At 42.8% G+C, this 21,418-nt stretch carries 21 protein-coding genes; 9 read left to right on the top strand and 12 right to left on the bottom strand.

Going from position 1 to position 21,418, the window contains the following annotated elements; all coding sequences use genetic code 11:
* Positions 1 to 82 precede the first annotated feature (82 nt).
* Positions 83 to 2,035, bottom strand: coding sequence for a gamma-glutamyltransferase family protein (locus tag E0Y80_RS01400; RefSeq protein WP_156305615.1), 1,953 nt, complete (start codon positions 2,033 to 2,035; stop codon positions 83 to 85).
* Between the two features lie 194 nt (positions 2,036 to 2,229).
* On the opposite strand from E0Y80_RS01400, the gene E0Y80_RS01395 reads away from it, so the two are divergent.
* Together E0Y80_RS01395 and E0Y80_RS01390 are read left to right on the top strand one after the other, a co-directional pair.
* Positions 2,230 to 3,582, top strand: coding sequence for a Gfo/Idh/MocA family protein (locus tag E0Y80_RS01395; RefSeq protein WP_156305614.1), 1,353 nt, complete (start codon positions 2,230 to 2,232; stop codon positions 3,580 to 3,582).
* Positions 3,583 to 3,604: 22 nt separating this feature from the next.
* Positions 3,605 to 4,657: a DUF6807 domain-containing protein gene (locus E0Y80_RS01390; RefSeq protein ID WP_156305613.1), complete on the top strand. Its 1,053-nt coding sequence runs from the start codon at positions 3,605 to 3,607 to the stop codon at positions 4,655 to 4,657.
* Between the two features lie 66 nt (positions 4,658 to 4,723).
* Here the strand turns inward: E0Y80_RS01390 and ybeY are convergent, their stop codons facing one another.
* Together ybeY and ruvX are read right to left on the bottom strand one after the other, a co-directional pair.
* Positions 4,724 to 5,158 (bottom strand): rRNA maturation RNase YbeY, encoded by a 435-nt coding sequence (gene ybeY, locus E0Y80_RS01385; RefSeq protein ID WP_156305612.1) that lies wholly within the window; start codon positions 5,156 to 5,158, stop codon positions 4,724 to 4,726.
* A 1-nt stretch (position 5,159) separates the two neighbouring features.
* On the bottom strand, positions 5,160 to 5,573 hold the full coding sequence (gene ruvX / locus E0Y80_RS01380; RefSeq protein ID WP_156305611.1) for a Holliday junction resolvase RuvX: 414 nt from the start codon (positions 5,571 to 5,573) through the stop codon (positions 5,160 to 5,162).
* Positions 5,574 to 5,671: 98 nt separating this feature from the next.
* Between ruvX and def the strand changes: the two genes are divergently transcribed.
* Complete coding sequence (gene def, locus E0Y80_RS01375) at positions 5,672 to 6,895, top strand: peptide deformylase (RefSeq protein ID WP_197091443.1); 1,224 nt, start codon at positions 5,672 to 5,674, stop codon at positions 6,893 to 6,895.
* Positions 6,896 to 6,914: 19 nt separating this feature from the next.
* Here the strand turns inward: def and E0Y80_RS01370 are convergent, their stop codons facing one another.
* Positions 6,915 to 8,627, bottom strand: a complete 1,713-nt coding sequence (locus tag E0Y80_RS01370; protein WP_156305610.1) for an amidohydrolase — start codon at positions 8,625 to 8,627, stop codon at positions 6,915 to 6,917.
* 307 nt (positions 8,628 to 8,934) lie between these two features.
* Here E0Y80_RS01370 and E0Y80_RS01365 point away from each other — a divergent pair, with 307 nt between their 5' ends.
* Positions 8,935 to 9,573 (top strand): response regulator transcription factor, encoded by a 639-nt coding sequence (locus E0Y80_RS01365; protein WP_156305609.1) that lies wholly within the window; start codon positions 8,935 to 8,937, stop codon positions 9,571 to 9,573.
* Here E0Y80_RS01365 and E0Y80_RS01360 read toward each other — a convergent pair.
* From E0Y80_RS01360 to E0Y80_RS01345, 4 genes are all read right to left on the bottom strand, one after another.
* Positions 9,570 to 10,754, bottom strand: a complete 1,185-nt coding sequence (locus E0Y80_RS01360; RefSeq protein WP_231595880.1) for a glutaminyl-peptide cyclotransferase — start codon at positions 10,752 to 10,754, stop codon at positions 9,570 to 9,572. The genes E0Y80_RS01365 and E0Y80_RS01360 overlap by 4 nt on opposite strands.
* 63 nt (positions 10,755 to 10,817) lie before the next feature.
* Positions 10,818 to 12,797, bottom strand: a complete 1,980-nt coding sequence (dnaG, locus tag E0Y80_RS01355) for a DNA primase (protein ID WP_156305608.1) — start codon at positions 12,795 to 12,797, stop codon at positions 10,818 to 10,820.
* A 714-nt stretch (positions 12,798 to 13,511) separates the two neighbouring features.
* Entirely contained in the window at positions 13,512 to 13,706 is a 195-nt protein-coding gene (locus tag E0Y80_RS01350; RefSeq protein WP_156305607.1) for a hypothetical protein, read from the bottom strand.
* Between the two features lie 239 nt (positions 13,707 to 13,945).
* Complete coding sequence (locus E0Y80_RS01345) at positions 13,946 to 14,140, bottom strand: hypothetical protein (RefSeq protein WP_156305606.1); 195 nt, start codon at positions 14,138 to 14,140, stop codon at positions 13,946 to 13,948.
* An 88-nt stretch (positions 14,141 to 14,228) separates the two neighbouring features.
* Here E0Y80_RS01345 and E0Y80_RS01340 point away from each other — a divergent pair, with 88 nt between their 5' ends.
* A complete protein-coding gene (locus E0Y80_RS01340; protein ID WP_156305605.1) occupies positions 14,229 to 14,486 on the top strand; it encodes a hypothetical protein in 258 nt (85 codons plus the stop codon).
* Between the two features lie 1,508 nt (positions 14,487 to 15,994).
* Here the strand turns inward: E0Y80_RS01340 and E0Y80_RS01335 are convergent.
* Positions 15,995 to 16,297 carry a hypothetical protein gene (locus E0Y80_RS01335; RefSeq protein WP_156305604.1) on the bottom strand — a complete coding sequence of 101 codons (303 nt, stop codon included), beginning with the start codon at positions 16,295 to 16,297 and terminating at the stop codon, positions 15,995 to 15,997.
* A 352-nt stretch (positions 16,298 to 16,649) separates the two neighbouring features.
* Here E0Y80_RS01335 and E0Y80_RS01330 point away from each other — a divergent pair, with 352 nt between their 5' ends.
* The gene (locus E0Y80_RS01330; RefSeq protein ID WP_156305603.1) at positions 16,650 to 16,907 is read left to right on the top strand and encodes a hypothetical protein; all 258 of its coding nucleotides are present in this window, start codon (positions 16,650 to 16,652) and stop codon (positions 16,905 to 16,907) included.
* Positions 16,908 to 17,435: 528 nt separating this feature from the next.
* Here E0Y80_RS01330 and E0Y80_RS01325 read toward each other — a convergent pair.
* Positions 17,436 to 17,588, bottom strand: a complete 153-nt coding sequence (locus tag E0Y80_RS01325) for a hypothetical protein (RefSeq protein ID WP_156305602.1) — start codon at positions 17,586 to 17,588, stop codon at positions 17,436 to 17,438.
* Between the two features lie 205 nt (positions 17,589 to 17,793).
* On the bottom strand, positions 17,794 to 18,066 hold the full coding sequence (locus E0Y80_RS01320; protein WP_156305601.1) for a hypothetical protein: 273 nt from the start codon (positions 18,064 to 18,066) through the stop codon (positions 17,794 to 17,796).
* Positions 18,067 to 18,442: 376 nt separating this feature from the next.
* Here E0Y80_RS01320 and E0Y80_RS01315 point away from each other — a divergent pair, with 376 nt between their 5' ends.
* From E0Y80_RS01315 to E0Y80_RS01310, 3 genes are all read left to right on the top strand, one after another.
* On the top strand, positions 18,443 to 18,619 hold the full coding sequence (locus E0Y80_RS01315; protein WP_156305600.1) for a hypothetical protein: 177 nt from the start codon (positions 18,443 to 18,445) through the stop codon (positions 18,617 to 18,619).
* Positions 18,620 to 18,926: 307 nt separating this feature from the next.
* On the top strand, positions 18,927 to 19,049 hold the full coding sequence (locus E0Y80_RS20850; RefSeq protein WP_262885843.1) for a hypothetical protein: 123 nt from the start codon (positions 18,927 to 18,929) through the stop codon (positions 19,047 to 19,049).
* A gap of 51 nt (positions 19,050 to 19,100) precedes the next feature.
* A complete protein-coding gene (locus E0Y80_RS01310; protein ID WP_156305599.1) occupies positions 19,101 to 20,162 on the top strand; it encodes a fatty acid desaturase family protein in 1,062 nt (353 codons plus the stop codon).
* An 896-nt stretch (positions 20,163 to 21,058) separates the two neighbouring features.
* Here E0Y80_RS01310 and E0Y80_RS20965 read toward each other — a convergent pair.
* Positions 21,059 to 21,334 carry a LytR/AlgR family response regulator transcription factor gene (locus E0Y80_RS20965; RefSeq protein ID WP_394350213.1) on the bottom strand — a complete coding sequence of 92 codons (276 nt, stop codon included), beginning with the start codon at positions 21,332 to 21,334 and terminating at the stop codon, positions 21,059 to 21,061.
* Positions 21,335 to 21,418: the final 84 nt, after the last annotated feature.

Here is a 21,418-nt window from a genome sequence, read left to right as displayed (position 1 = left end):
TTCATCACTAGTTGTTCAATAAAATTTATGTCACATTAGAATTGCAGTTTAAATATAGGATTAATTCTTTTCCCCGAACGGATTACCATCCAATTCCGTAATCCTCACCGTTGTTACTACTGCCGCCCCATAGCGTACCATGCTTCTGGTCAAAATAGATGGCATTGATAGGCCCGCTTGTCCGATCTCCCAATTGAATGCTATAGCCCATATCCCTCAATGCTTCCAAAGTCTCTTTTGGCGTTTTATGATCCAGGAGGATGCTGCCAGCCCGTGGTTTGCGGTCCTCCGTCTTAGTTCCTCCCAGGGATAGCCACAATTGGTTGCTGTTGAAATTTGCAGCCTCGCTAGCCTGCTGCGCTGTCATCCCAAATTCAGCAACATTTAAAAAATACTGCAAAAGATTCTGGTCTTGCGTATCCCCTCCCTGAACGGCAAATGAAAGATATGGCTTTCCCTGCTTTAGTGCCAGAGAGGGGGTTAGGGTGACCCGGGGGCGCCTGCCCGGAGCAACAACGTTAAATGGATTGATCAAGGAGTCCAGAACAAAACTCTGAATCCTTTGGCTCATGCCAATCCCTGTATTTCCCGCAATGCAGGCCGGCAGCCACCCCCCGCTCGGAGTGATCGAAACCACCCAGCCCTGGGCATCGGCCGCCTCGACCGTCGTGGTCCCTCGCCATAAACGGTCCATATAATCCCTATCAACACTCGCAAAATTCTGAACCAAAGGGGTTCCATCCCCCATGGGGGTACCCGTCACATCATGCTTGGGAACAAAATCACCCTTTTTCTCCTGTACAGGCGGATAGATTGCCGCCCTCTTATTGATCATCTCCAAATAGGGATTCGTTTTGCCATTAACGGAATAGGGGTCCCCTGGACCTGTAAAGGGGTTGTTTTTCATAGGATCTATCTCTACCGCCCGCTTCTTTCCATACTCCGAGCTCAGCAGGCTCTCGATGGGAGACGGCGGTCCAAAATAGGGATCCCCATAGTAAAAATCACGGTCAGCAAAAGCCAGGTTCATCGACTGATAGACCGTGTGTATGTAACTCGCCGAATTATAGCCCATCTTTTGCAAGTCGAAATTCTTCAGGATCTGCAGCGCCTGCAACATTGCCGGACCCTGCGTCCACTGCTGTAGTTTATAGACATCTATGCCTTTATAGTTGATGTGCAATGGTTCTTCCTCAATCGGTTTCCAATTCGCTAAATCCTCTTTAGTTATCAATCCGCCCTGTTCCTTGCTCCCCCGAACGAACTCTTCAGCAATATCGCCTTTATAGAAGCGATCCGAGGCCGCCATAATTGCAGCTTTCCTGTCCTTCCCAGCGGCAAGGGCTTTACGCTCGGCCTCAACCAGCTTGGATAACGTTTGATACAGGTCTTCCTGAACGAAGATCTCTCCGGCCTCGGGAGCCTCCCGCTCTGCCCCTTCGTGGACCAAAAACACCTTCTTGCTATAGGGCCACTCTTTGATCCTATCCTTCCCCCGTTCAATGCTGTTTGCCGTCTGAGCGTCGATCGGATACCCCTTGGCCATCTCCATTGCAGGTGCCAGCACCTCTGCAAGACTCTTTGTTCCATACTCGGCAAGCATATGGCATAATCCTCCGGGAGTACCCGGCGTCAAAGCGGCCAGAGGACCATACTCTGGTGGAAAATCATAACCCTTTTCCTTAAAAAAAGAAACCGTCGCACCTGTCGGTGCAACTCCCAGGGCATTGATCGCGATCACCTTCTTTAGACCTGGATGATAGATCAATGCCTGCGTCTCGCCTCCCCAGCTCAATACATCCCACATCGTACAGGTCGCCGCCAGCATGGCACAGGCCGCATCAACGGCATTGCCGCCATCCTGAAAAAGCTGCGCCCCAGCCGTAGCGGCCAATGGCTTGCCCGTAATAGCCATCCAGTGTTTCCCGTGCAACGGCGGTTTCTGGGTCCGCTGCCCATAGGCTGTTGGGCTTATGAACAACATGAATATCGCCTGGACACAAACGATGCACCTTGTATATTTCTTGAATCTCATATTTAGGGTTCTTTTGCCGGGCAATATACCAATTTTACACCTTAGATAGGTTGAATTCCTCTTTTTCAAAATGAATCAAATGTTTTTTCAACAATTAAAAAGAAAAATCGTAACTTACTTAATGATAAGCAGCTAACCTAGGCCGCTAAAACATAAACCTATAAACTGACTTGATAATTTAAAGCTAATCAATCATGGAAAAACCTAATGCAGATTATTCAAGAAGAGATTTTATTAAAAAAGCAGCAATCGGCGCCGGGGTCTTCGGATTGTCCACTATGGGAATGAGCGCCAAGAGCTATGCAAATATTATCGGGGCCAACGATAGGGTCCGAGTGGGCATTATCGGATTCTCCAACCGTTTCAAAGACTCGCTCGTTCCTTCCTTTCTAAATCACGCCAAAGAGCTTAATTTTGAATTCGTTGCCGTTTCCGATATATGGAACCGCAGAAGGGACGAAGCTGAAGCCTATATCAAACAAAAAACCGGCAACAGCATCATTAAATATCGGAACAACGACGAGCTGCACGCAGCAAAAGGAATCGATGCGGTCATCATCAGTACCGCGGACTTCCAGCATGCCCTGATGGCTGCCCAGGCAGTCCGCAGTGGAAAGGACGTCTACGTTGAAAAGCCAATGGCCGAGACCCTCGAAGACGCTAAAATACTGTTGAAGGCGGTCAAAGAAACAGGAAAAATACTGCAGGTGGGCTCCCAACGCCGCAGTGCGCCGAACTACATTGCAGCGGACGAATATATCAAGTCCGGAAAATTTGGAGACATCAATATGGTCGAGATGACCTGGAATGTCAACCAACCCGGCAGATGGAGACTTCCAAAATTAGTAAGCGAAATCCGTGAACAGGATACCGATTGGAACCGGTTCCTAATGAATCGACCCAAGGTCGCTTGGGATCCCCGAAAATACCTCGAATTTAGGCTCTTCTGGCCATACTCATCGGGAATCTGGGGGCAATGGATGGCACACCAAATCGATACCGTACATTGGTTCTCCGGCCTGGACCATCCAAGAAGCGTAGTGGCCAATGGCGGTATCTACACATGGAAAGATGGCCGCGAAAATCCCGATACCGTTACCGCTGTAATGGACTATGGACCTAACAACGATCCCACAAAAGGATTCCAGGTCCTCTATTCCTCAAGATTTACCAATTCCGCCGGCGGAACTAAGGAACTATACTACTCAAATGCCGGGATGCTAAACCTCGATACGAACCAGGTCAGCTCCGAAGGGGGGCTCTCAGAAAAATCTGCCGCAGAAATGGGAATGAAAGCCAACCTCCTGCAACCTTTCACCCTCCCCAGCGCCACAAAAATGGAAACCTCCGCAAACACCGGCGGCGACCCCATGACATCCCTACATATGAGAAATTGGATGGATTGTGTCCGAAACAGAAAAACCCCAAATGCTCACGTGCAGGCAGGGTATAACCACTCAGTAGCAAACATCATGGCTAGAACCGCAATGGAAACCGGAAAACGCGTCACATTTGACGATGCTAGACAAGAGGTAATAACGAGTTAACACTATTTTTAAAACAGTAATCATGGACGCTAAAAAGAAATTATTTCGAATCCTGCTGGCATTACCCTTATTGACATTCTTCACCACGTACGTAATGGCACAATCTGGATTTGAAATGGTCGAAAATAAAAATGAAAAGCGGGTGGACATCCTTTTCAACGGGGAACCATTTACCTCCTACATCTATCCTGATGATTTGATGAAACCTGTTCTATATCCTTTAAGAACAAAAAAGGGAACCCTCATTACGCGCGGCTGGCCCCTGGACCCTAGGCCGGGCGAACGTGTGGACCATCCCCACCATGTCGGTCTCTGGCTGAATTATGGAAACATAAATGGTCTGGATTTCTGGAACAACTCCACGGCCATACCCGCCGAAAAGAAAAAAAATTACGGAACCATAAAACATGTCTCCGTTAACAAAATGGAATCCAATAAGGACAGGGCAATGTTGCAGGTTACAAAGAATTGGCAAGCTCCTGAAGGAAATACCATCCTCAAGGAAAACACCCAATACCTATTCACTGAAAAGGGGCCCCTGCGGGAAATAGAAATCAACACCAAACTCACCGCCATGGAGCAAGAAGTATCCTTTGAGGACAACAAGGAGGGACTGATCGGAATAAGGCTGGCCAGGGAATTGGAACATCCTTCCGATAAACCAGAAATATTTACCGATGCGGGTGGAAACCCCACACAAGTCGCTGAAATGAACAATGAGCGCGTAACAGGAAAATACCGCAGCAGCGAAGGAATCGAAGGTGACAATGTCTGGGGCACTCGAGGAAAATGGGTTAACCTCATGGGTAGAATAGAAAATGAACCGATTTCATTGGTCATTCTCGACAATCCAAAAAATGTGGGCTATCCGACCTATTGGCATGCACGCGGATATGGTCTGTTTGCAGCAAATCCCCTGGGTCAGAAAGAATTTTCCAAAGGAAGGGAAACCCTAAACTTCAAGCTGAAAGCTGGCCAATCCGTAGAATTTAAGTACAGAATATTAATCAGTTCCGGAGAAACACTGTCAGATCAACAGATAAACAAAGAATTTGAAAGCTTCTCTAACAAATAATTAATCTTAAATGAATTAATAGGAACACCCTTTTATCGTCCCAACTCACTCTTATGGGAAGGGACGTTAGAAATCCCTCTTGCTTAGATAATAATCCTCTTTCTCGGTCATTAACGACTTTTCTTCTTTTTTCTTGTCATAATAGCCGCAAAGATGCAATACGCCATGGATAATCACCCGATGTAGCTCGTCCCGCTCCGAGGCCGAAAACTTGGACGCATTTTCTCGAATGCGATCAACGGAAATAAAAACATCTCCCGCTATAGAATCCTTCTCTTCCGAGGAATCAAATGTCACAATGTCCGTAAATGTATCATGGTCCAAATACTGCTTATTTATCTCCAGCAGATAAGGGTCCGAACAGAACACAAAGCTCAAGCTCCCGATTCGCTTAAATCCTTCAGATCTGATTGTCTTGCCGATCCATTCCCTAACCTTCTGCTTCTCCTTTAAAGTAAATTCGATATCCTCCGAAAAAAACTGTATATCCCTTAATGCCATCTTAAAATGATTTTCTGTCCATGTAACTCTGCAAGATCAATACTGCAGATACCTGATCTACTAATTTCTTATCCTCCCGCTTATTTTTCTTTAGCCCAGATTGGGATATAGCCCGAGAGGCAATCTTCGAGGTAAACCGCTCGTCAACTTCTTCAATCGGAATATGGGGATAGGTCCTCTTTAACTTCCTACGAAACCCAACGACATGCTGCGCCGATTCTGAGGCGGTACCGTCCATTTGCATAGGCTTGCCAACGACAAAGGTCCCTACAGTCTCCCCCTTCATATATTCCTCCAAAAACTCCCATATCTTATCCGGATGAACCGTGCTTAATGCACTGGCAATGATCTGCAAATTGTCCGATACCGCAACACCTATGCGCTTCGTACCGTAATCAAACGCCATTATTCTCATATCCCTGCAATTTTCCCAAAATTACAATTAAACTTTAGAATTCGCTTATGCTTAATTCCCAAAAATATCTATATTTTTGATAGATATTATTCTTTAAAATGAAAACATTCATCTATATCATAATCTTATTGACCCCTTTCATGGCGATGTCCCAATCCTTTGAAAAGGAAATCGAAAACTACAGGGAGCATCAGGTCAGGGAAATGACCAAAGATGAATTCGGTCCCCTAAGACAGAATCAGGTCGAATATATCAGCTTCTTTTCACCAAATCAGGAATATGCAGTAACCGCAGATGTAGAGCCTTTATTCAATGAACCTACATTCAGGATGCCTACCTACGATGGTACCTCCAACGAATACAAACGCTATGCAATCCTACGTTTTACCTTGAACGGTAAAGAACTTGCACTGACCGCATACCAAAGTATTGCCCTGTTTCAGAACCCGACCTACAAAAACCACCTCTTTGTACCATTTATGGACGATACAAATGGAGGAACGACCTATGAAGGAGGCCGATACCTGGATCTTAGCATCAATGATATCAAGGACGGAAAATTAGAAATCGATTTCAATAGAGCATACAACCCCTATTGCGCCTATAGTAATGGTTATCGATGCCCCCAACCTCCAAGGGAAAATATCCTCAGCCAGATCCAGATCGAAGCCGGAGAAAAAAAATACAAAGGACCTAAAAACGAAAGAAACGTGAACACGAGTACCGCAAAGAATTTCAACGATGAAGAAAAGGCCATAATCAACGCTGGTGACCAAAACTCACTCATGCATGTCTACCAAATCACGGATCCCAAAGAACTTTCCGTATTGAAAAAACCTTCTGAGGATCTCAAGTTCGACGACCCTCTTTTGGAAAAACTGGCCGCAAGGATGCTCCTGACGGTCAAAAATCCCGAGCACCCAGGGGTAGGAATCGCCGCGCCGCAGGTAGGAATCAATAAAAACGTCATTTGGGTACAGCGCCTGGATAAAGCTGGTGAGCCCTTTGAATTCTATATCAACCCTAAAATCATCTGGCGCTCCAAATTAATCAGAATGGGCGCCGAGGGGTGCCTCTCCATCCCTGACCTGAGGGAGGACGTTAAACGGAGCTACGCAGTCAAGCTACAGTATATCGATAAAAAGGGAAGTGTCAAGGAGGAGCTCATAGAGGGTTTTACGGCAGTGATATTCCAGCACGAGGTGGATCACCTTTATGGCATCCTGTTTCCCGATAGAATCGAAGAGTCAGGTAAAGTCGAATACGAACCGATTACTGAAAAGCCCCTTTTCTTCTTTCAAAGAGGGACCTTACGGCCTTAGGCACCGGCATCGACCCGGCCTATCTCCGGTAAAGGGTCCTTCCCTCTTTGATCGTCTCCAATACCCTGACTCCCCTGAGGTCCTTTGGGTCCATAGCAAGGGGGTTCTTGTCCAGGATGACCATATCGGCCAACTTGCCGGTCTTAAAGGAACCCTTGCTCCCCTCCTCATGTATCTGGTAGGCCGCATTTATGGTAATGGCCTTGAGTGCCTCCAGAACAGAAATCCGCTCATCGGCCCCAAGAATCCTTCCCGAACGAGTAACCCTGTTTACCGAAGAAAAGACCGCAGTCATTAAATCAGGTGGCGTGACGGGTGCGTCGTGGTGCATGGTAAAAATGATTCCAGCCTTGCTCGCGGAATTTGCCGGGCTAATGAACGAAGCGCGCTGGGGCCCGAGAACGCTGCTGTAATGCCAATCTCCCCACAGGTATACATGCGAGGAAAAATAGGACGGGATTACCCCAATTTCCTTAATCTTTGCGATATGGTCCGGCCTGCTGTTCTGAACGTGGATTAGGGCAGCCCTCAGCCCGGGAACGTAGTAACCTTCATTTTTAAGCCTGGAGATGACCCGGATGGCCTGGTCGATGGCTGCATCCCCATTGACATGCAACTGGGCCGTAATTCCCTTTGAAAACACTGCCTTTAGGTCTTCATACAGCCTTTCGTCCGAAAAGATCGGAAAGCCCCTGTAATCGGGCCCCTTTCCCTCCGGGGGGATCAGGTAGGGTTGGGTTAACCAGGCCGTCTTTCCCTGTGGGGACCCGTCATTGGAAAACTTGAAGCCTGCAAACTTCAACCTGTTCTCATACCTCATATGGGTGGCGGCAAAATCATCCTGTGCGCTCTTGTTGGCCTCATAATCCGGAAAATAAACAACATCTGCCTTAAGCAGACCCATGGAGGCAGCCTTTCTCAGGAGGTCCAGGCCCACCCCCATTGTCCTTCCGTCGCAGATGGTCGTCTGTCCAAAACTCAGCCATTGCTCCTGGGCCCTTAGGAAATCCTCCAGGTCGCTCGGAAGGCCGGAGGCAGCCGAATCCTTTGGCAAGAAGGAAGTTAATTTCATGAGCGCTTCAAAGCAGGCGTTTTCCTCCAACTTTCCGTTCAGGACATTGGCACTGTCCCTGCCATAGCTCCCTCCTTCAGGGTCTTTCACATCCTCTGGAATATCCAATAGCCTCAACATCGCACTATTGGCCACACTTGCATGTCCGGATGCGTGGACGACCATTATGGGGCTACTCAGGCTGACCGCATCCAACTCCCGTCGGGTCGGATGTCTGTGCTCCGCCATGATTGCATCGTCGTAGCCGTTTCCGAGTATCGGTACCGTCGGCCCACTCCCCTTTTGATTTACAGCCTCGGCCAGGACAGCCTGAAGGTCCGAAATACTGTTGACCCTCCCATAGGGGGAGGGTGCCAGATCCAATGCCCGGATCATCCCGGCGGCAGAGGTAATGTGTCCGTGAACATCTATAAAGCCGGGAAGCAGGGTACCATTGTGCAGGTCTACCCTAACCGTCCTTGCTGTGATAAATTCCTGAGCATCGTCCCAGCTGCCCACAAATGTAATCCTGCCATCCTTAACGGCCAGGGCCTGTGCAGTCCCCTGACCATCCTCCATCGTCAGGATCGTACCATTAAAATAGACCGCATCACTCCCCTGTCCATAGGCGAAAAAGCAGAGCGATAAAAAGAGGGGTAATGAAACATTGAAAACCTTCATGGCATGAACTTCTTATTTAATCGGCAGAGGCCCTTTGGACCTTTGTTTTAAATTACAACTCAAGCCGCAGTATTGTTTTGCTAAACTGAAAAAGTTCCCGTTCTGGAACTTCTGGTGCGGTCAGAAAAGTTTGCTGGGAATGTGCCGTGTAGGGGCCAGGATGGGCGCCAAAATATGGGCCTGGCTGCCAAAAAGGTTACCGCCCCTCCCATTATTAGGATAGCCATTTATAGCGAAATTTGGTTTTCGGCAACTTATTGACGAAATCTTATATATCTTTAGGGAAATAACTTAACATCACAACCAGATGACTAACAGTAGGGCCTACTCCATTGCCATTGTTGATGACCATTCCCTAATCCTGCAGGGACTTGTCGGCCTATTGAGCCGCATCAGGAGTTACCAGGTAACTGGAACCTTCACCAGGGGCAGCGAGCTTCTTGCCTTCCTTGAAACCGACCCGGTGGATATTGTTCTTCTCGACATTTCGCTGCCGGATATCAACGGCATCGACCTCTGTCTGGAGATTAAAAGAATTGCCCCGTCGGTCATAGTGCTCGGCCTGAGCAACCATACTGAACGGAGCGTAATCCTAAATCTTATGCAAAACGGCGCCTCGGGATACCTTTTGAAGAACATCGACATTAACGAGCTGGAAAAGTGCCTGGACCTGGCCATGACCAAACAGATGGTTTTCAGCGGGGCCGTGCAGGAAATCATCGCTAATCCTAGCAGCACCGATCTTCCCCTGCTTCCAAAACTGACTAAGAGGGAGACCGAAATCCTCAAGCTCATAGCACTGGGAAGGACCTCCGTCCAAATCGCCGATGAACTTTTCCTCTCGCCGCTGACCATCGAAACCCACAGGAAGAGGATGATGAGCAAGTTCAAGACCAAGAACATGATGTCGCTGATCAAGATCGCGACGGATAACAGGCTGATCTAGCGCTCGTTTATCCGTACCTCAAATATTTTTGTCCAGTGCTTGCCCGTGACCAACAACGTCCCGCTGTCGGCTTTATAGGCTATGCCATTCATCTCGTTGTCGTAGGGTGCCCGATTCTCGCTATATAGGCCCACAAAGTTTATCCTTCCCTCCACTGCCCCGGAAAGGGGGTCGATTATGACAACCTCGTCCCGGTCTCCATAGTAAAGGTTAGCATATACCTTTCCCTCTATATATTCCAGTTCATTTAGGCTGTCGACCGGTCCATTTTCGTCAAATACGGATATGGAGCCCGTCTCGGCAAGGGTTGCCGGATCCAGAAAGTACAGTTTATTGGAGCCGTCGGATTTAATAAAGCGCTTTCCGTCATGCGTCAGTCCCCAGCCCTCCTTACTATTTTGGTACTCAAAAGACTTCAATAGCCTAAAGCTGTTCTTATCATAGACATGTCCCTTATTGTTCTGCCAGGTCAGTACGTACATTTTGTCGCCCACTACGGTCATTCCCTCTCCAAATTCGTCCGACGCCATATCTGCTTTCTGAAGGACCTTTCCGGTTGACAGATCCACCTTCCTCAGCGTAGACTCCCCCATCTGTCCGGTGGTTTCAAATAGATTTCCCTGATCCCAGTAAAGACCTTGGGTAAAGGCTCCTTGGTCGTGCGGAAACGTACCGATGACCTCAAAGGCGTATGTCCTGGCCGCCGGAGGAACCACCGTTACCTCCCTATAGGCAATGTCTTCCTTGCCCTGTGCGTAGACCTTTGCACTCAGGCGTATATTTCCATAACCGTGGGTATCGCTGTCAAAGACAACCGCAGTGGTATCCGTCTTGCGTTCAAAAACATCGCCGTCCACCGAATAGACCACCGAATCCACAAGGGGATTTGGAAACTTTAGTCTTACCTCGACCTTTTCTCCCTTCAATATCCTACTTTCATTGCCGGGGCTTACAAATTCTAACTTACCCTGCTGGGTCTTGCAACCGATAACCATGCCGGCCGACAAAATAGCCAACATGCCGGCAACTAGATTTAATCTTCTATACATATGCTTAATTTCCAAAATGCTCCATTTTAATACCCATAATTCTTTTCCGTCTTCACTAGCCAACATGGCCCTCCTCCAGATTAAGGTGACCGAGGTACGATCAGGGACCTTATTTTTTTTAAGTGCATCCACCTTGCCCTCTTTCCAGACTGTGGTGATAATCCTGCTTTGGGCCTTTCCTAAATCCCTATATGGCTACTTTACGATCGTATTGCCCAGAAATTCCCCCAGCAACTTCTCCCCCTCCTTGAGCTTCTGGTATTTCGCAACCAGGATCTGAATATCACCCGGATCGCTGCAGTCCTTCAGTTCCTCACGTATCTTGTGCATCTGCTGCTCGATCTTAATCTTCTTAACGCGATAGATCAGTTGGTTCACAAGGTCCTTTAACTGATCCTTCTCCTGGGGGACAAAGATCTTCCTTTTGTCGTCGTTCCAGTTCGGACTGATTTCATACTTGGTGGCAATACAGTCGATCGCCAGCTTGGAAACCTCTTGGTCCTGGTGAGAATAGAATAGCTTGGCCTCGGGAACCTCAAATAGCTCGGCCTGAGCCTTAAATTCCTCGATGATCTTGATGCATGCCCGATCCTCAAAGGTCACATCGTCCATGCTGGCCAACAGATAGGGAGCGACAGGGATATCGCCATCACCCTCCCATGATACCATCTCGCGCCCATAATTCAACAGGACGCGGACCAATTCCCGCTCCATCAATATCTCCGAGGAGATTGGCTTGACTGCCTGCGGCGGGGCAATTCCCTCAGATTCCATCGCAGCCAGCATCTCGGCTGGAATAAAGTCATCCATAGGTTGGTGCATGGACGGTTCGACATCCGGGCCGGAATCCTTCCTTCCCTTAGCCTTTGCCTTATCCATACGGATCTTGTTCAGCTCGGTCAGCAGAACGCGTTCCTCGATGTCCAACAACCCACTGCACTGGCGTATATAAACCGATACCTTGATCTCATCGGGTATCAGGGCGATGCTGTTCACGACCTCACGGATGACCTGGGCCCTCTTGATAGGGTCTCCCTGTGCATCGCGCAGCAGGATATTGGTCTTATAAAAAACAAAATCCTCCTGATGCTTGCTCAGGTGCTCCTTAAATGCCGAGGCACCAAATTGCTGTATGTACGAATCCGGGTCGTTACCGTCCGGGAAGAGCAGTACCTTTACGTTCAGGCCCTCCTCCAGCAGCATATCGGTTCCGCGTAGGGAAGCCTTGATTCCGGCCTCGTCACCGTCGTACAGGATTACCACGTTCTTGGTATATCTAGATATCAGGTTGATCTGCCCGGTTGTCAGGGACGTCCCCGAAGAGGAGACGACGTTCTCGACTCCCGCCTGGTGACAGGACAAAACATCGGCATAGCCCTCAACCAGATAGCACACATCTCGCTCCGAGATAGATTTTTTCGCAAGGTGCAATCCATAAAGTACGTTCGACTTATGGTAGATCTCCGACTCGGGTGAATTAACATATTTCGGCACGTTCTTGTCCGTCTTAAGGGTCCGCCCACCGAATCCGATCACACGTCCGGTCAGGTTGTGAATCGGAAAAATTACGCGCCCCCGGAAACGGTCATATAAGGACTTATCATCCCGGTCAATTGCCAGACCGACCTCTGAAAGGTATTCCCTGGAGAAGCCCTCGGCCAAAGCGGCATCGACCAGGCTTGTCCAGGCCTCAGGAGAATAACCCAGCTCAAACTTCTGGATCGTTTCCTCGCGATAGCCACGTTCCCTGAAGTAGCTCAGGCCGATGCTCTTGCCTAAATCGGTTTCCCATAGCTGGTTCCTGAAGTACCTTCCTGCCCATTGGCTCAGGACATACAGGCTCTCGCGCTTATCCTGCGCCGCAAGCTGCGCCGGACTCCTTTCCACCTCCTCAATCGGAATCTGGTACTTATCGGCCAGGTAGCGGATGGCCTCGGGATAGGCGTACTTCTCATGCTCCATGACAAACTTTAGAGAATCGCCCCCAGCACCGCAGCCAAAACACTTGTAGATCCCCTTTGATACCGAAACATGGAAGGACGGCGTCTTTTCATTATGGAACGGACAGTTACCGATGAGAGATGTGCCCCGCTTTTTCAGGTCAACAAAATCACCCACAACCTCCTCTATGCGGGCGGTATCTAACACCTTCTCTATGGTTTCCTTCTTGATCATCCTAAAACAAAGATAGCAATATTGGAATATTATCCCTAGGTCTATTCCCAGTACTTAAATTAGGTAATTGGCCCTGTCTGCAGGGATCCTGCTGCTTTACCATAGAATATTGAGGCCTTTTCAGTCCTTTTTTTTGTCATCTTTAGCAGGTTTTCCTCTTTCATTTTCAATTTTTTATGATTAAACAGATAATTGAGTTCGAGAGTTCGACCCAATACAAACAGGAAGGATGCAAGAATTTTATACGGTTTGTTTTTGATTATAAATTAAGAGTGTGATTCAGCTAAACAGCAGGTAGTTCACCAGATTTTTTTTTGCCGTATCTTTTGCCGTTGAAAAGTGTTTTTAATAGTAATTGTGATAGCACGCAATACAAATTTGCAAAGCGTTATGGGTTACTAGAACAAAAGGAGGTTGAAGTTAGATTTTGGTTTGAGAAGGTCTCCAAGAAGAGCTTAACAATATGTTATATTCTTCTAAACTAATCAAGACATCATTCAGTGTGTAAAGAAAACACATTTACTCGGTCCTTTTTGGAGCATCTCTCAAAAGTTCAGATTTCAGAATTGAACCATCCTTCACAATGGTAATTGTTTCAATGCGGCCTTGCGCATTATAGTCTGTTTTTTGGCACATATTTTCATTGTTTTAGTGAATATGCAATTTACCAAAAATATCGCAAGGTACTTATTTGGCTACAAGCCTAACCCAAAGTTAGGCTTTATATTTCACCAAGGCCAATTCCTCATCACTCAATTTTAAAGCATCTTCCAATATTACTATACTATCATCCTTTTCATCTAAAGTGTCAAGGTATTCCCATAAACCATCTTCAACTTTGGTAGGCACCCCATTTTTAAGAATGTGATATCCTTTAAGGATTAAAAATTTAACTTGATGTTTAGTCATATTATAAATTTCTATTTTTGTAACTATGTAAGAAACCATCGATAAAATACTTTTAGCAATAAACGAATACCAAAATCCAATCAAGAATACCGAATCGTGCAATAATCGAGACACTTTCCTTTCGGATATAAGCTCAGACCTTCTCGATAAAACAAGGGAAGAGATTGAATGCTATTCCCGTAACGAAGATGAAGCAAGTTCCTTAAATTGGTTCTATACACGATTCATCAGTTATAGGATTATTTAGAGGATTGTTTGTTCCCTTTTTTTACCACCGTTTTAATATCCTCCAATACAAGTTTTAATACTTCTGGGTTATCTTTGAGGACCTTCATTGAGTATTCTGTTGCTTCTTTTTTATTTCTAGTCCTAGCTATCCACACCGCGTATCTACTTACGAATGCCCTTAAGTCTAATTTCGAGTCTTCATCCATTTTGTTTATACATAGAACAAATCAGAGTCAAAATGTTTTGATTTATAATTTATTTAACACCATTTATCCTTAGGAGTGTTCAACATATATGAAGAAGATACCAAAAGAAACAATTCTTTCAACAGCAAAGAGTTTGTTGCGCGGAGGAATAGAGACAAATAGGAAAAAAATCACTTTCCCTGTTACATTCAGCGGTGAGTTATTTTATTCTAAAGAAGCTGAAATAGAAGGTTTTGATGGCGAAATGTGGACCATGTATACTGTAGATGGCAAACAATGGATAATAAAAATAGATGAAGTGTTTTATAATTTAGGAATATATCCGAATGTTTATACAGGTGCTTGATTAAAAGACTACCTTACCAAAGTTGACATCGTCTCATTCACGATGCTGACGACTTACTTTCTCAGTCAGTTAACACTCAGTTTTGTTCATGCATTATGAGTGGAATCCCTAAGACAGAAAAGGGATTATTTCAAAGTGAACCCTGCAGATCAACGCAGGGTTTTTTAAATTCATTTTGAAGTTTATTATATTAGTTTCTATTGTTAGTCCCTGGTCTAATCTGTTCGCGACATATCAGATGGATCGGAGATTTTTTAATAATAAAGCCACTGGGTAGAGTAGCTTTATTATTAATTTATCAATGAAATTGTTTTGAAATTAGAGATCTGAGGCAACGGACGATCAGAATTAACGCTCAAGGCCATTAAAAAATCTTTTTTTAAATGGGCAATTCAAAAATTCCTTCCTATAACTTTTCTTGGGTTCCAAAATACATGAGCATAACCCACCGTTAGGCTTTATACTTCCTTTTTTTCGATATTTTTAAGCATAAGGTCGCCCAATCGCTTGATATCATTTTCTGAAAATGTAAGTACATCATTCCTTAAATCTGTGGATTGGTCGAATTCACCAACCATTAAATAGACCAGATATAAAATCTCCGCAGTAAACTTTCTGTCCTTTTCCCAAAAATCAATTATTTAATGCAGGTAAAATACCAATGCGGAAATATGATCCCAATCTTTGACTAATTTTATTTTACGATAAACATTAAGAAAAAATAAACCTCCCGTATTATTTTCATTACGCTATAATGAAACAATCTCCTTCACTGTCATGAAGTTTCATGATCCTAAAATCTGCACATAAGGTTATCTCAAGTAATAACTTTTCCAAATCATCAGGATTTAAAGACAGGTTAACTTCTCATGCTCCAAACTTAAAATCTCTCCGCCTGTACTTTCCTTCATAAAACTCTGTAAGAAAATCGATTTTCTGCGCTTTTGTTGCTTTAGAAAACATAGAAGTTTAAATTTGTTGAAATTTTATAACACAAACTCCATGATTTAAACGCTTAATAGCAGCTTAATTGATAGATGCTTAAACATTAATTATAGAATATTGATTCACAAGACAATTATTTTTTCAATTTTTATAATTTGCAAATATTTAACCAATTAAAAGCTATGTAATTAACATTAACTTAATATTAGTATTATGTTTCAATAATATTTAAGGCGTTTTATACCTGTCCCTTTATAAATTGATGAGATAGGTGCAGTCAATTTTTTTTTAATCTCCTCAACCTTTTCTATTGATTGGACTATTAAAAAGTCCCTTAAGTCTATTTCCTTCTTTAATATCATATTTTTTTCTAGCAGGAATATATTAAGAATGAAGGAAATAATACATAGAAGTATTACTGTGGTAAATATTACTTTTCTCATCTAAATTGCAGAATATTATTAATTAAGCCACCTTAATAGATGGCCTGAATTGAACTAATTGCTGAATACCTATGATAAAAAATTTTTAATATTACACTTAAAAAGCAAATAGTTTTTAAATTATTTCTTAACCTTAAACTCTGCATTATATCCTTCCAGCTTCTTTAAGATTTCCTGCTCCCTTTGGTTTGCAATGTCAATCCATCTTTCACACAAGCGTACTGCATACATAGGGTTAACGATCTTGAATTCCTTGAAGTTGTTGACTTTGCCGTCTGAGTGTACTACCTTAATCCAGTTCTCTTCAAATTCTTCCAGAGTATAGAGTCTTTGATGCCTCTCATGATATATCCAGAAACCGTTAACCCTTACTGTCTTAATGAGCGAGACAACGTCACTAGGCGTTAGCTTGTTCCTGTTCATCCATGCTGGCTGTGAAATGGTTCAAAATTGCTAATATTTTTAGCAAATACACTAAATAGATGGAGTAAAATAAAATCCTATCCTTTGTCTACTACTTCATGAATATCTTCTAAAACAAGATTTAAAATTATTGGATTATCATTTAAAATCTTCTGTGCGTATTCTCTTGCTTCTTTTTTCTTTCTGTTCCTAGCTATCCATACCCGCATATCTACTTACGAATGCCCTTACGTCTAATGTCGAATCTTCATCCATTTTGTTTATACATGGAACAAATCAGAGTCAAAATGTTTTGATTTACTTAATGATATTTTATTCTGACACAAATATCTTAAATATTTGTTTATAATATATGAAAAAGATCCCAATAGAAACAATCCTTTCCACTGCAAAAGTAATACTTGACGAAAGTATCGAAACGAACAGGAAAAGAATTACATTTCCTGTTACAATTCAAGGGCATCCTTATTATTCTCCTGATGGGGAAAATAAGGAGATTCAAGGTGAAATGTGGACCATGGACACTGTAGATGGTAAACAATGGCTGATCAAAATTGAAGAGCAAGTTAATAATTTAGGAATATATCCGAAAGTTTATACAGGTGATTGAATTAAAGACTACCTTACCAAAGTTGACATCGTTTCATTCACGATGCCAACCTATTAAATTCTCAGTAAGTTACCGCTCAAATTGCCTTTGGTTAAATGAGTGGTATCCCTTAAACGGAAAGGGATTGTGTTACAATTGAACCCTGCAGATCAACGCAGGGTTTTTAAGAAATTGTTTATTAATATCTATTGTTAGTCCCTGGTCTAATCTGTGCAGATGGATCAGGGATTTTTTAAAGCCGTAAATCACTTGATGATTTTTCATATACCAATTCCCATCTACCGATGATTTGGTTTCTTCAATAATATCCCCATGCTCTAAACTTGTTATGGGGATATTTTATAGTCCACCTCTTTACTTATATTATTTTATATTTTTACCAATCTCAAAAAACCACCAAAATAGTATAATTATAAGAGCTGCTGCGCCAATGAACCAACCTATATTGTTGACAAATACAGCCCATTTATCCGGAACTGACTCTTTGACAATATGATTTTCCTTCTGAACCTCTTTTCTGCCTTCATTTTAGATACTGTCCTTCTTTTGGTTTAAAATTGAAATAATATTATTCACAATACGCCTTGCCTCAATGCTGTTCCTTTTTGTATTCTGGATTATACTATCGGGCTGAAAGGTCATTGAACCATCAGGATTCAATCTTATTTCAGTTCCTTTCATTGGGTAGACCTTTGTCTTTTAGTCTGTCTGAAGATTCGATTTCACTTCTATATTGGTCCTATCTATTTTTTCTTTTCTGTTTCGGTTGAAGCCCTTATTTCTTTCGAAACTTCAACAGATTTTAAATGATTTGCCGATCATTTTTGACTTTTAAAAAGTCCACATCTCGATAACAGAATACAGATTATGATTATGACCAGATTTTTCATAGATCTTTTAATTTTTTGGTATTAGCCTCTAACTTTAAACTAATATAATCAAGTGGCTGGATTATTTCGTCAATTCGTTTGGCAAACTTGTGTTCTTCAGTTTTCCTGTAGGGGATTGTTGATACCCTGAGTAACAATACCGTCATTAGTAACCATTTCATCTCTTGGCTCCTTTCTTTTAGTTGTTGGGCCACACTGTCAAGCCTAACCACCGCACTATGTACTTTCGTTGAGGATTCATTTACCTTGTTGAATGCTGGTGTGACCATATCGATCACTTTTTCATATAACCTTTCCTGCTGCTCGAGCTTTATCGTTCATCTTTCTTTCAAAATCCCTGAAATCATTATTTATATAGATTACTCAGGAGAAAAGCATCTGGAATGCCCCAACAACGATTATCAAGGAATAGGTAACGGGCGAACCCATCACCTGCTTGAATGTTGCCTTTGGCTTTTTTCCGTTATTTTGACCATCCTGTGACTCTCAGAAATTGGAGAGTTTTCATTTTTCATCGCTGCTTCAACATCTTACCGTAATAAGCTGTCCTATTAATCCTGTCCTGTAATCCATTTGAACCGCCATTGACACGTCGGAAAATGGCCAGGATACTTGATTGGGAATAATCCTTGGCAAAGTTTCATAATGCGCAATCCATCTGAATGGTTCCTGGACCGGAACCAACTTGGACAAATCGTTTACAATCCTGTTCAAGGAGGATGCTTTGATGGACTAGAAGAGGATACAGTCAATATCAATCAAGGTACAGAACCAACCTTGAGTTATCTATTGGCCAGACTTATAATGGAACCCTATGGGTAGTCAAGTGCCATCTCAAAATTTAACGAACATAAGGCACTGAATGTCAATTATTATCATTACCTTTAACTGAAAGCCTGCTACTTACTTACCCCCATTCAGCAGATCGTACATGAAATAGAACATGTTGTTTTATTCTGAAATTTTTTAGATTGTTCTGTAACAATCCCTTTCTTTCTAAAGCAAATGAAATTTTTCAAATCGCTAGGACAAATTATTGACCTGTCCGGTTCAGGCCAACCCTGCTAAAGGCCAATCATAGGAAATGATGGGCAAGCAAAAGAAACGAACAGTATAAAGTATACCCATCATGAGTAAAGATCAGAAAAAAGCAAAAAGTACGAAAGTGAAGACTCAATCTTCCTATCAACAGGAAAAAGATTCGACTCCAAAAGAAACAACAGCAAATGTGTTTAGCAAGAAAAAGAAATAGACTCTTACACTGAACGACCCTTATCTTTCTTAGTACCCATAACAATTCCACATGTCACCAACTATAAAATTCAGCAATGCAAATACGTTATTTTCAAAATCGCTCAGAATAAGGATAAACGAATACTTTAAGATGAGCGGTAAATCTAAAACAGGTGACTGGAGGATCGGCCTCAAGGCAGCCATCCTCTTCGCCTCATTTATCGGTCTTTATGCGATTCTAGTATTTGTGCAGCCATATTGGCCGATCAGTATCCTATTTTGTGTGCTACTGGGAGTAAATTTTGCAGCAATCGGCTTTAATATCATGCACGATGCCGGACACAACTCTTTATCGCGCAATACTAAGATCAACACCTTGCTCTCGTACTCGCTAAACCTTGTGGGGGGCAATATATACCTCTGGAAACTGAAACACAATATTGCTCACCATACGTACACCAATATCAACGGAGAGGACCATGATATTGAGATTAAGTTTATGCGGGTTCACCGCGGTCAAGTGCTCAGGGGCTATCATAAGTATCAGCGGTACTACTTCATCTTCCTGTATGGTATATCTTACCTCGCATGGGTTTTCTTTCAGGACTATGAAAAGTACTTCCGGCAAAAGCTTGGTAAAAATTCTGAAAGATTTGCTTTCCCGAATAAAGAGAAAGCTATCTTTTGGGTGAGCAAATTGTTCCATTTCTGTATATTCATAGTCATTCCTTTGGTCATTGTCGGATGGTTGCCGACCCTGATCGGGATGTTAGTGACGGGGATAGTTTGCGGGATCTGTCTGGCGACCGTGTTCCAGCTTGCGCATGTAGTCGAAGCAACAGAATTTAAGTCCATAGCTGCCGACAAAGTGGAGGAAGAATGGATGGTACACCAGGTCCAATCGACAGCTAATTTCGCCACTAAGAACAGGGTATTGACCTGGTTGCTCGGAGGATTGAATTTCCAGTTGGAGCACCATCTTTTCCCCAGGATCTGCCACGTGCATTATCCTGCTATCAATAAGATCGTAAAGGAAACCTGTAGGGAGCTAGGTATAAAGAACGTGGAATACGCGACCTTCCGAGAGGCATTCAAGTCCCATGTCCGGGTTATCCGCAGCATGTCGCGATAGCAGCCTGTTGATGTTTTACCTCACCTATTGCGTAGCAAACCGAAGGATCGGTGAAATAAAAACAACAAAATTCTTCCATTTACAAACAAATGAAAAATCTTTCTCCTGCTTTCCGAGCAGGTTATATAATTGCTGACCCAAAACTGATCGAATTTTTGCAAAAGTCCGTTTAGTAGTTGATCGCCAAGGAGATCAAATTATGGACAATACAATGGCTGAATTGATTGAAGATGGAACTTTTAAGAGATATGTGAAAATCCATTGTTCTATATACAGAAAGACGGGATATAATTTGTAAGTCCTTGAAATCTGAATTACAAAAATTTGTATAATTTGAAATCCCCAACGGAGTTTTAGTTGTTTGGGTAAAATTCTCACCAAAAATAGATTTGCAATTACTCTCAGAAAACTGTCAGAAGTATGATCTTTTTATTTCAAATGGTCAGTCTCTTAGGTATGATGATTTCAACATAAATGGCATTCGTTTATGTTTTGCATCTTCAAATAAAATTGATTTAAAAAATGCAATTGGAATATTGAAGATGATTTTGACGAAATAATCATAATAATTGGAATAGTAATGATAAATATTTTTAATACTTGACAATCAAATTTCCAACCAAATTAGGAAATACAAAATTGAATTTATGGCTTCAATCCGACCGTCAGCTTTATCATGAAAAAAATAACAAACCAATTCTTTGTAAGAACAATTAACCAAAACTACATGCAGCTTTTGATATTTTTTTTAAAAGCTTTTACCTTATGATTGGATAATTAGCAATTCTAATAATTGGGTAAATTTTAAAAAGTTTTATCATTAGAAAAATGAACCTATTTATTAATTAAGTGATTTTCTATCCTACTCTAAATATGACCACACTTATGCTTTACATTCATATATAAGATTCCTTGAAAAATAATTTAACTTTTTTCAAAAAGGTTTCACCAATTGGAATCTGAACATCATCAATATGTACCGTATTCTTGAATAATTTAGTGACATAATTCTTATTTATTAGGCACGACCTATGGACTTGAATGAAATCCATAGATTTTACTAATTCATTAATATCTTTTAAGGAATGATTACCAAGTACTTCCTCATCTTTCATTATAATCCGAACATAATTGCCTAAAGATGTTACATACATAATCTCTTCGATGTTGATCCGTATCAGCTCAAATCCTGATTTTACCGAGATTAGTCTTATCTCTTTCTTTTCAACTGGTTTAACGATATACCGTTTTGATCT

Source organism: Sphingobacterium endophyticum, from assembly GCF_009733535.1.
Taxonomy (GTDB): domain Bacteria; phylum Bacteroidota; class Bacteroidia; order Sphingobacteriales; family Sphingobacteriaceae; genus Sphingobacterium; species Sphingobacterium endophyticum.
Note: the sequence above shows the minus strand (reverse complement) of the source record. Positions and strands in the feature narration are given on the sequence as shown.

What these genes read in the sequence shown, in the direction of transcription:
- E0Y80_RS01350 (WP_156305607.1), bottom strand. Translation starts at nt 13,706, where the DNA reads ATGACTAAACATCAAGTTAAATTTTTAATCCTTAAAGGATATCACATT.
- ybeY (WP_156305612.1), bottom strand. Translation starts at nt 5,158, where the DNA reads ATGGCATTAAGGGATATACAGTTTTTTTCGGAGGATATCGAATTTACT.
- E0Y80_RS01340 (WP_156305605.1), top strand. Translation starts at nt 14,229, where the DNA reads ATGAAGAAGATACCAAAAGAAACAATTCTTTCAACAGCAAAGAGTTTG.
- E0Y80_RS01345 (WP_156305606.1), bottom strand. Translation starts at nt 14,140, where the DNA reads ATGGATGAAGACTCGAAATTAGACTTAAGGGCATTCGTAAGTAGATAC.
- E0Y80_RS01390 (WP_156305613.1), top strand. Translation starts at nt 3,605, where the DNA reads ATGGACGCTAAAAAGAAATTATTTCGAATCCTGCTGGCATTACCCTTA.
- E0Y80_RS01400 (WP_156305615.1), bottom strand. Translation starts at nt 2,035, where the DNA reads ATGAGATTCAAGAAATATACAAGGTGCATCGTTTGTGTCCAGGCGATA.
- E0Y80_RS01370 (WP_156305610.1), bottom strand. Translation starts at nt 8,627, where the DNA reads ATGAAGGTTTTCAATGTTTCATTACCCCTCTTTTTATCGCTCTGCTTT.
- E0Y80_RS01365 (WP_156305609.1), top strand. Translation starts at nt 8,935, where the DNA reads ATGACTAACAGTAGGGCCTACTCCATTGCCATTGTTGATGACCATTCC.
- dnaG (WP_156305608.1), bottom strand. Translation starts at nt 12,797, where the DNA reads ATGATCAAGAAGGAAACCATAGAGAAGGTGTTAGATACCGCCCGCATA.
- E0Y80_RS01330 (WP_156305603.1), top strand. Translation starts at nt 16,650, where the DNA reads ATGAAAAAGATCCCAATAGAAACAATCCTTTCCACTGCAAAAGTAATA.
- E0Y80_RS01320 (WP_156305601.1), bottom strand. Translation starts at nt 18,066, where the DNA reads ATGGTCACACCAGCATTCAACAAGGTAAATGAATCCTCAACGAAAGTA.
- E0Y80_RS01310 (WP_156305599.1), top strand. Translation starts at nt 19,101, where the DNA reads ATGTCACCAACTATAAAATTCAGCAATGCAAATACGTTATTTTCAAAA.
- E0Y80_RS20850 (WP_262885843.1), top strand. Translation starts at nt 18,927, where the DNA reads ATGAGTAAAGATCAGAAAAAAGCAAAAAGTACGAAAGTGAAGACTCAA.
- E0Y80_RS01315 (WP_156305600.1), top strand. Translation starts at nt 18,443, where the DNA reads ATGCGCAATCCATCTGAATGGTTCCTGGACCGGAACCAACTTGGACAA.
- def (WP_197091443.1), top strand. Translation starts at nt 5,672, where the DNA reads ATGAAAACATTCATCTATATCATAATCTTATTGACCCCTTTCATGGCG.
- E0Y80_RS01395 (WP_156305614.1), top strand. Translation starts at nt 2,230, where the DNA reads ATGGAAAAACCTAATGCAGATTATTCAAGAAGAGATTTTATTAAAAAA.
- E0Y80_RS01335 (WP_156305604.1), bottom strand. Translation starts at nt 16,297, where the DNA reads ATGAACAGGAACAAGCTAACGCCTAGTGACGTTGTCTCGCTCATTAAG.
- ruvX (WP_156305611.1), bottom strand. Translation starts at nt 5,573, where the DNA reads ATGAGAATAATGGCGTTTGATTACGGTACGAAGCGCATAGGTGTTGCG.
- E0Y80_RS01325 (WP_156305602.1), bottom strand. Translation starts at nt 17,588, where the DNA reads ATGAAAGGAACTGAAATAAGATTGAATCCTGATGGTTCAATGACCTTT.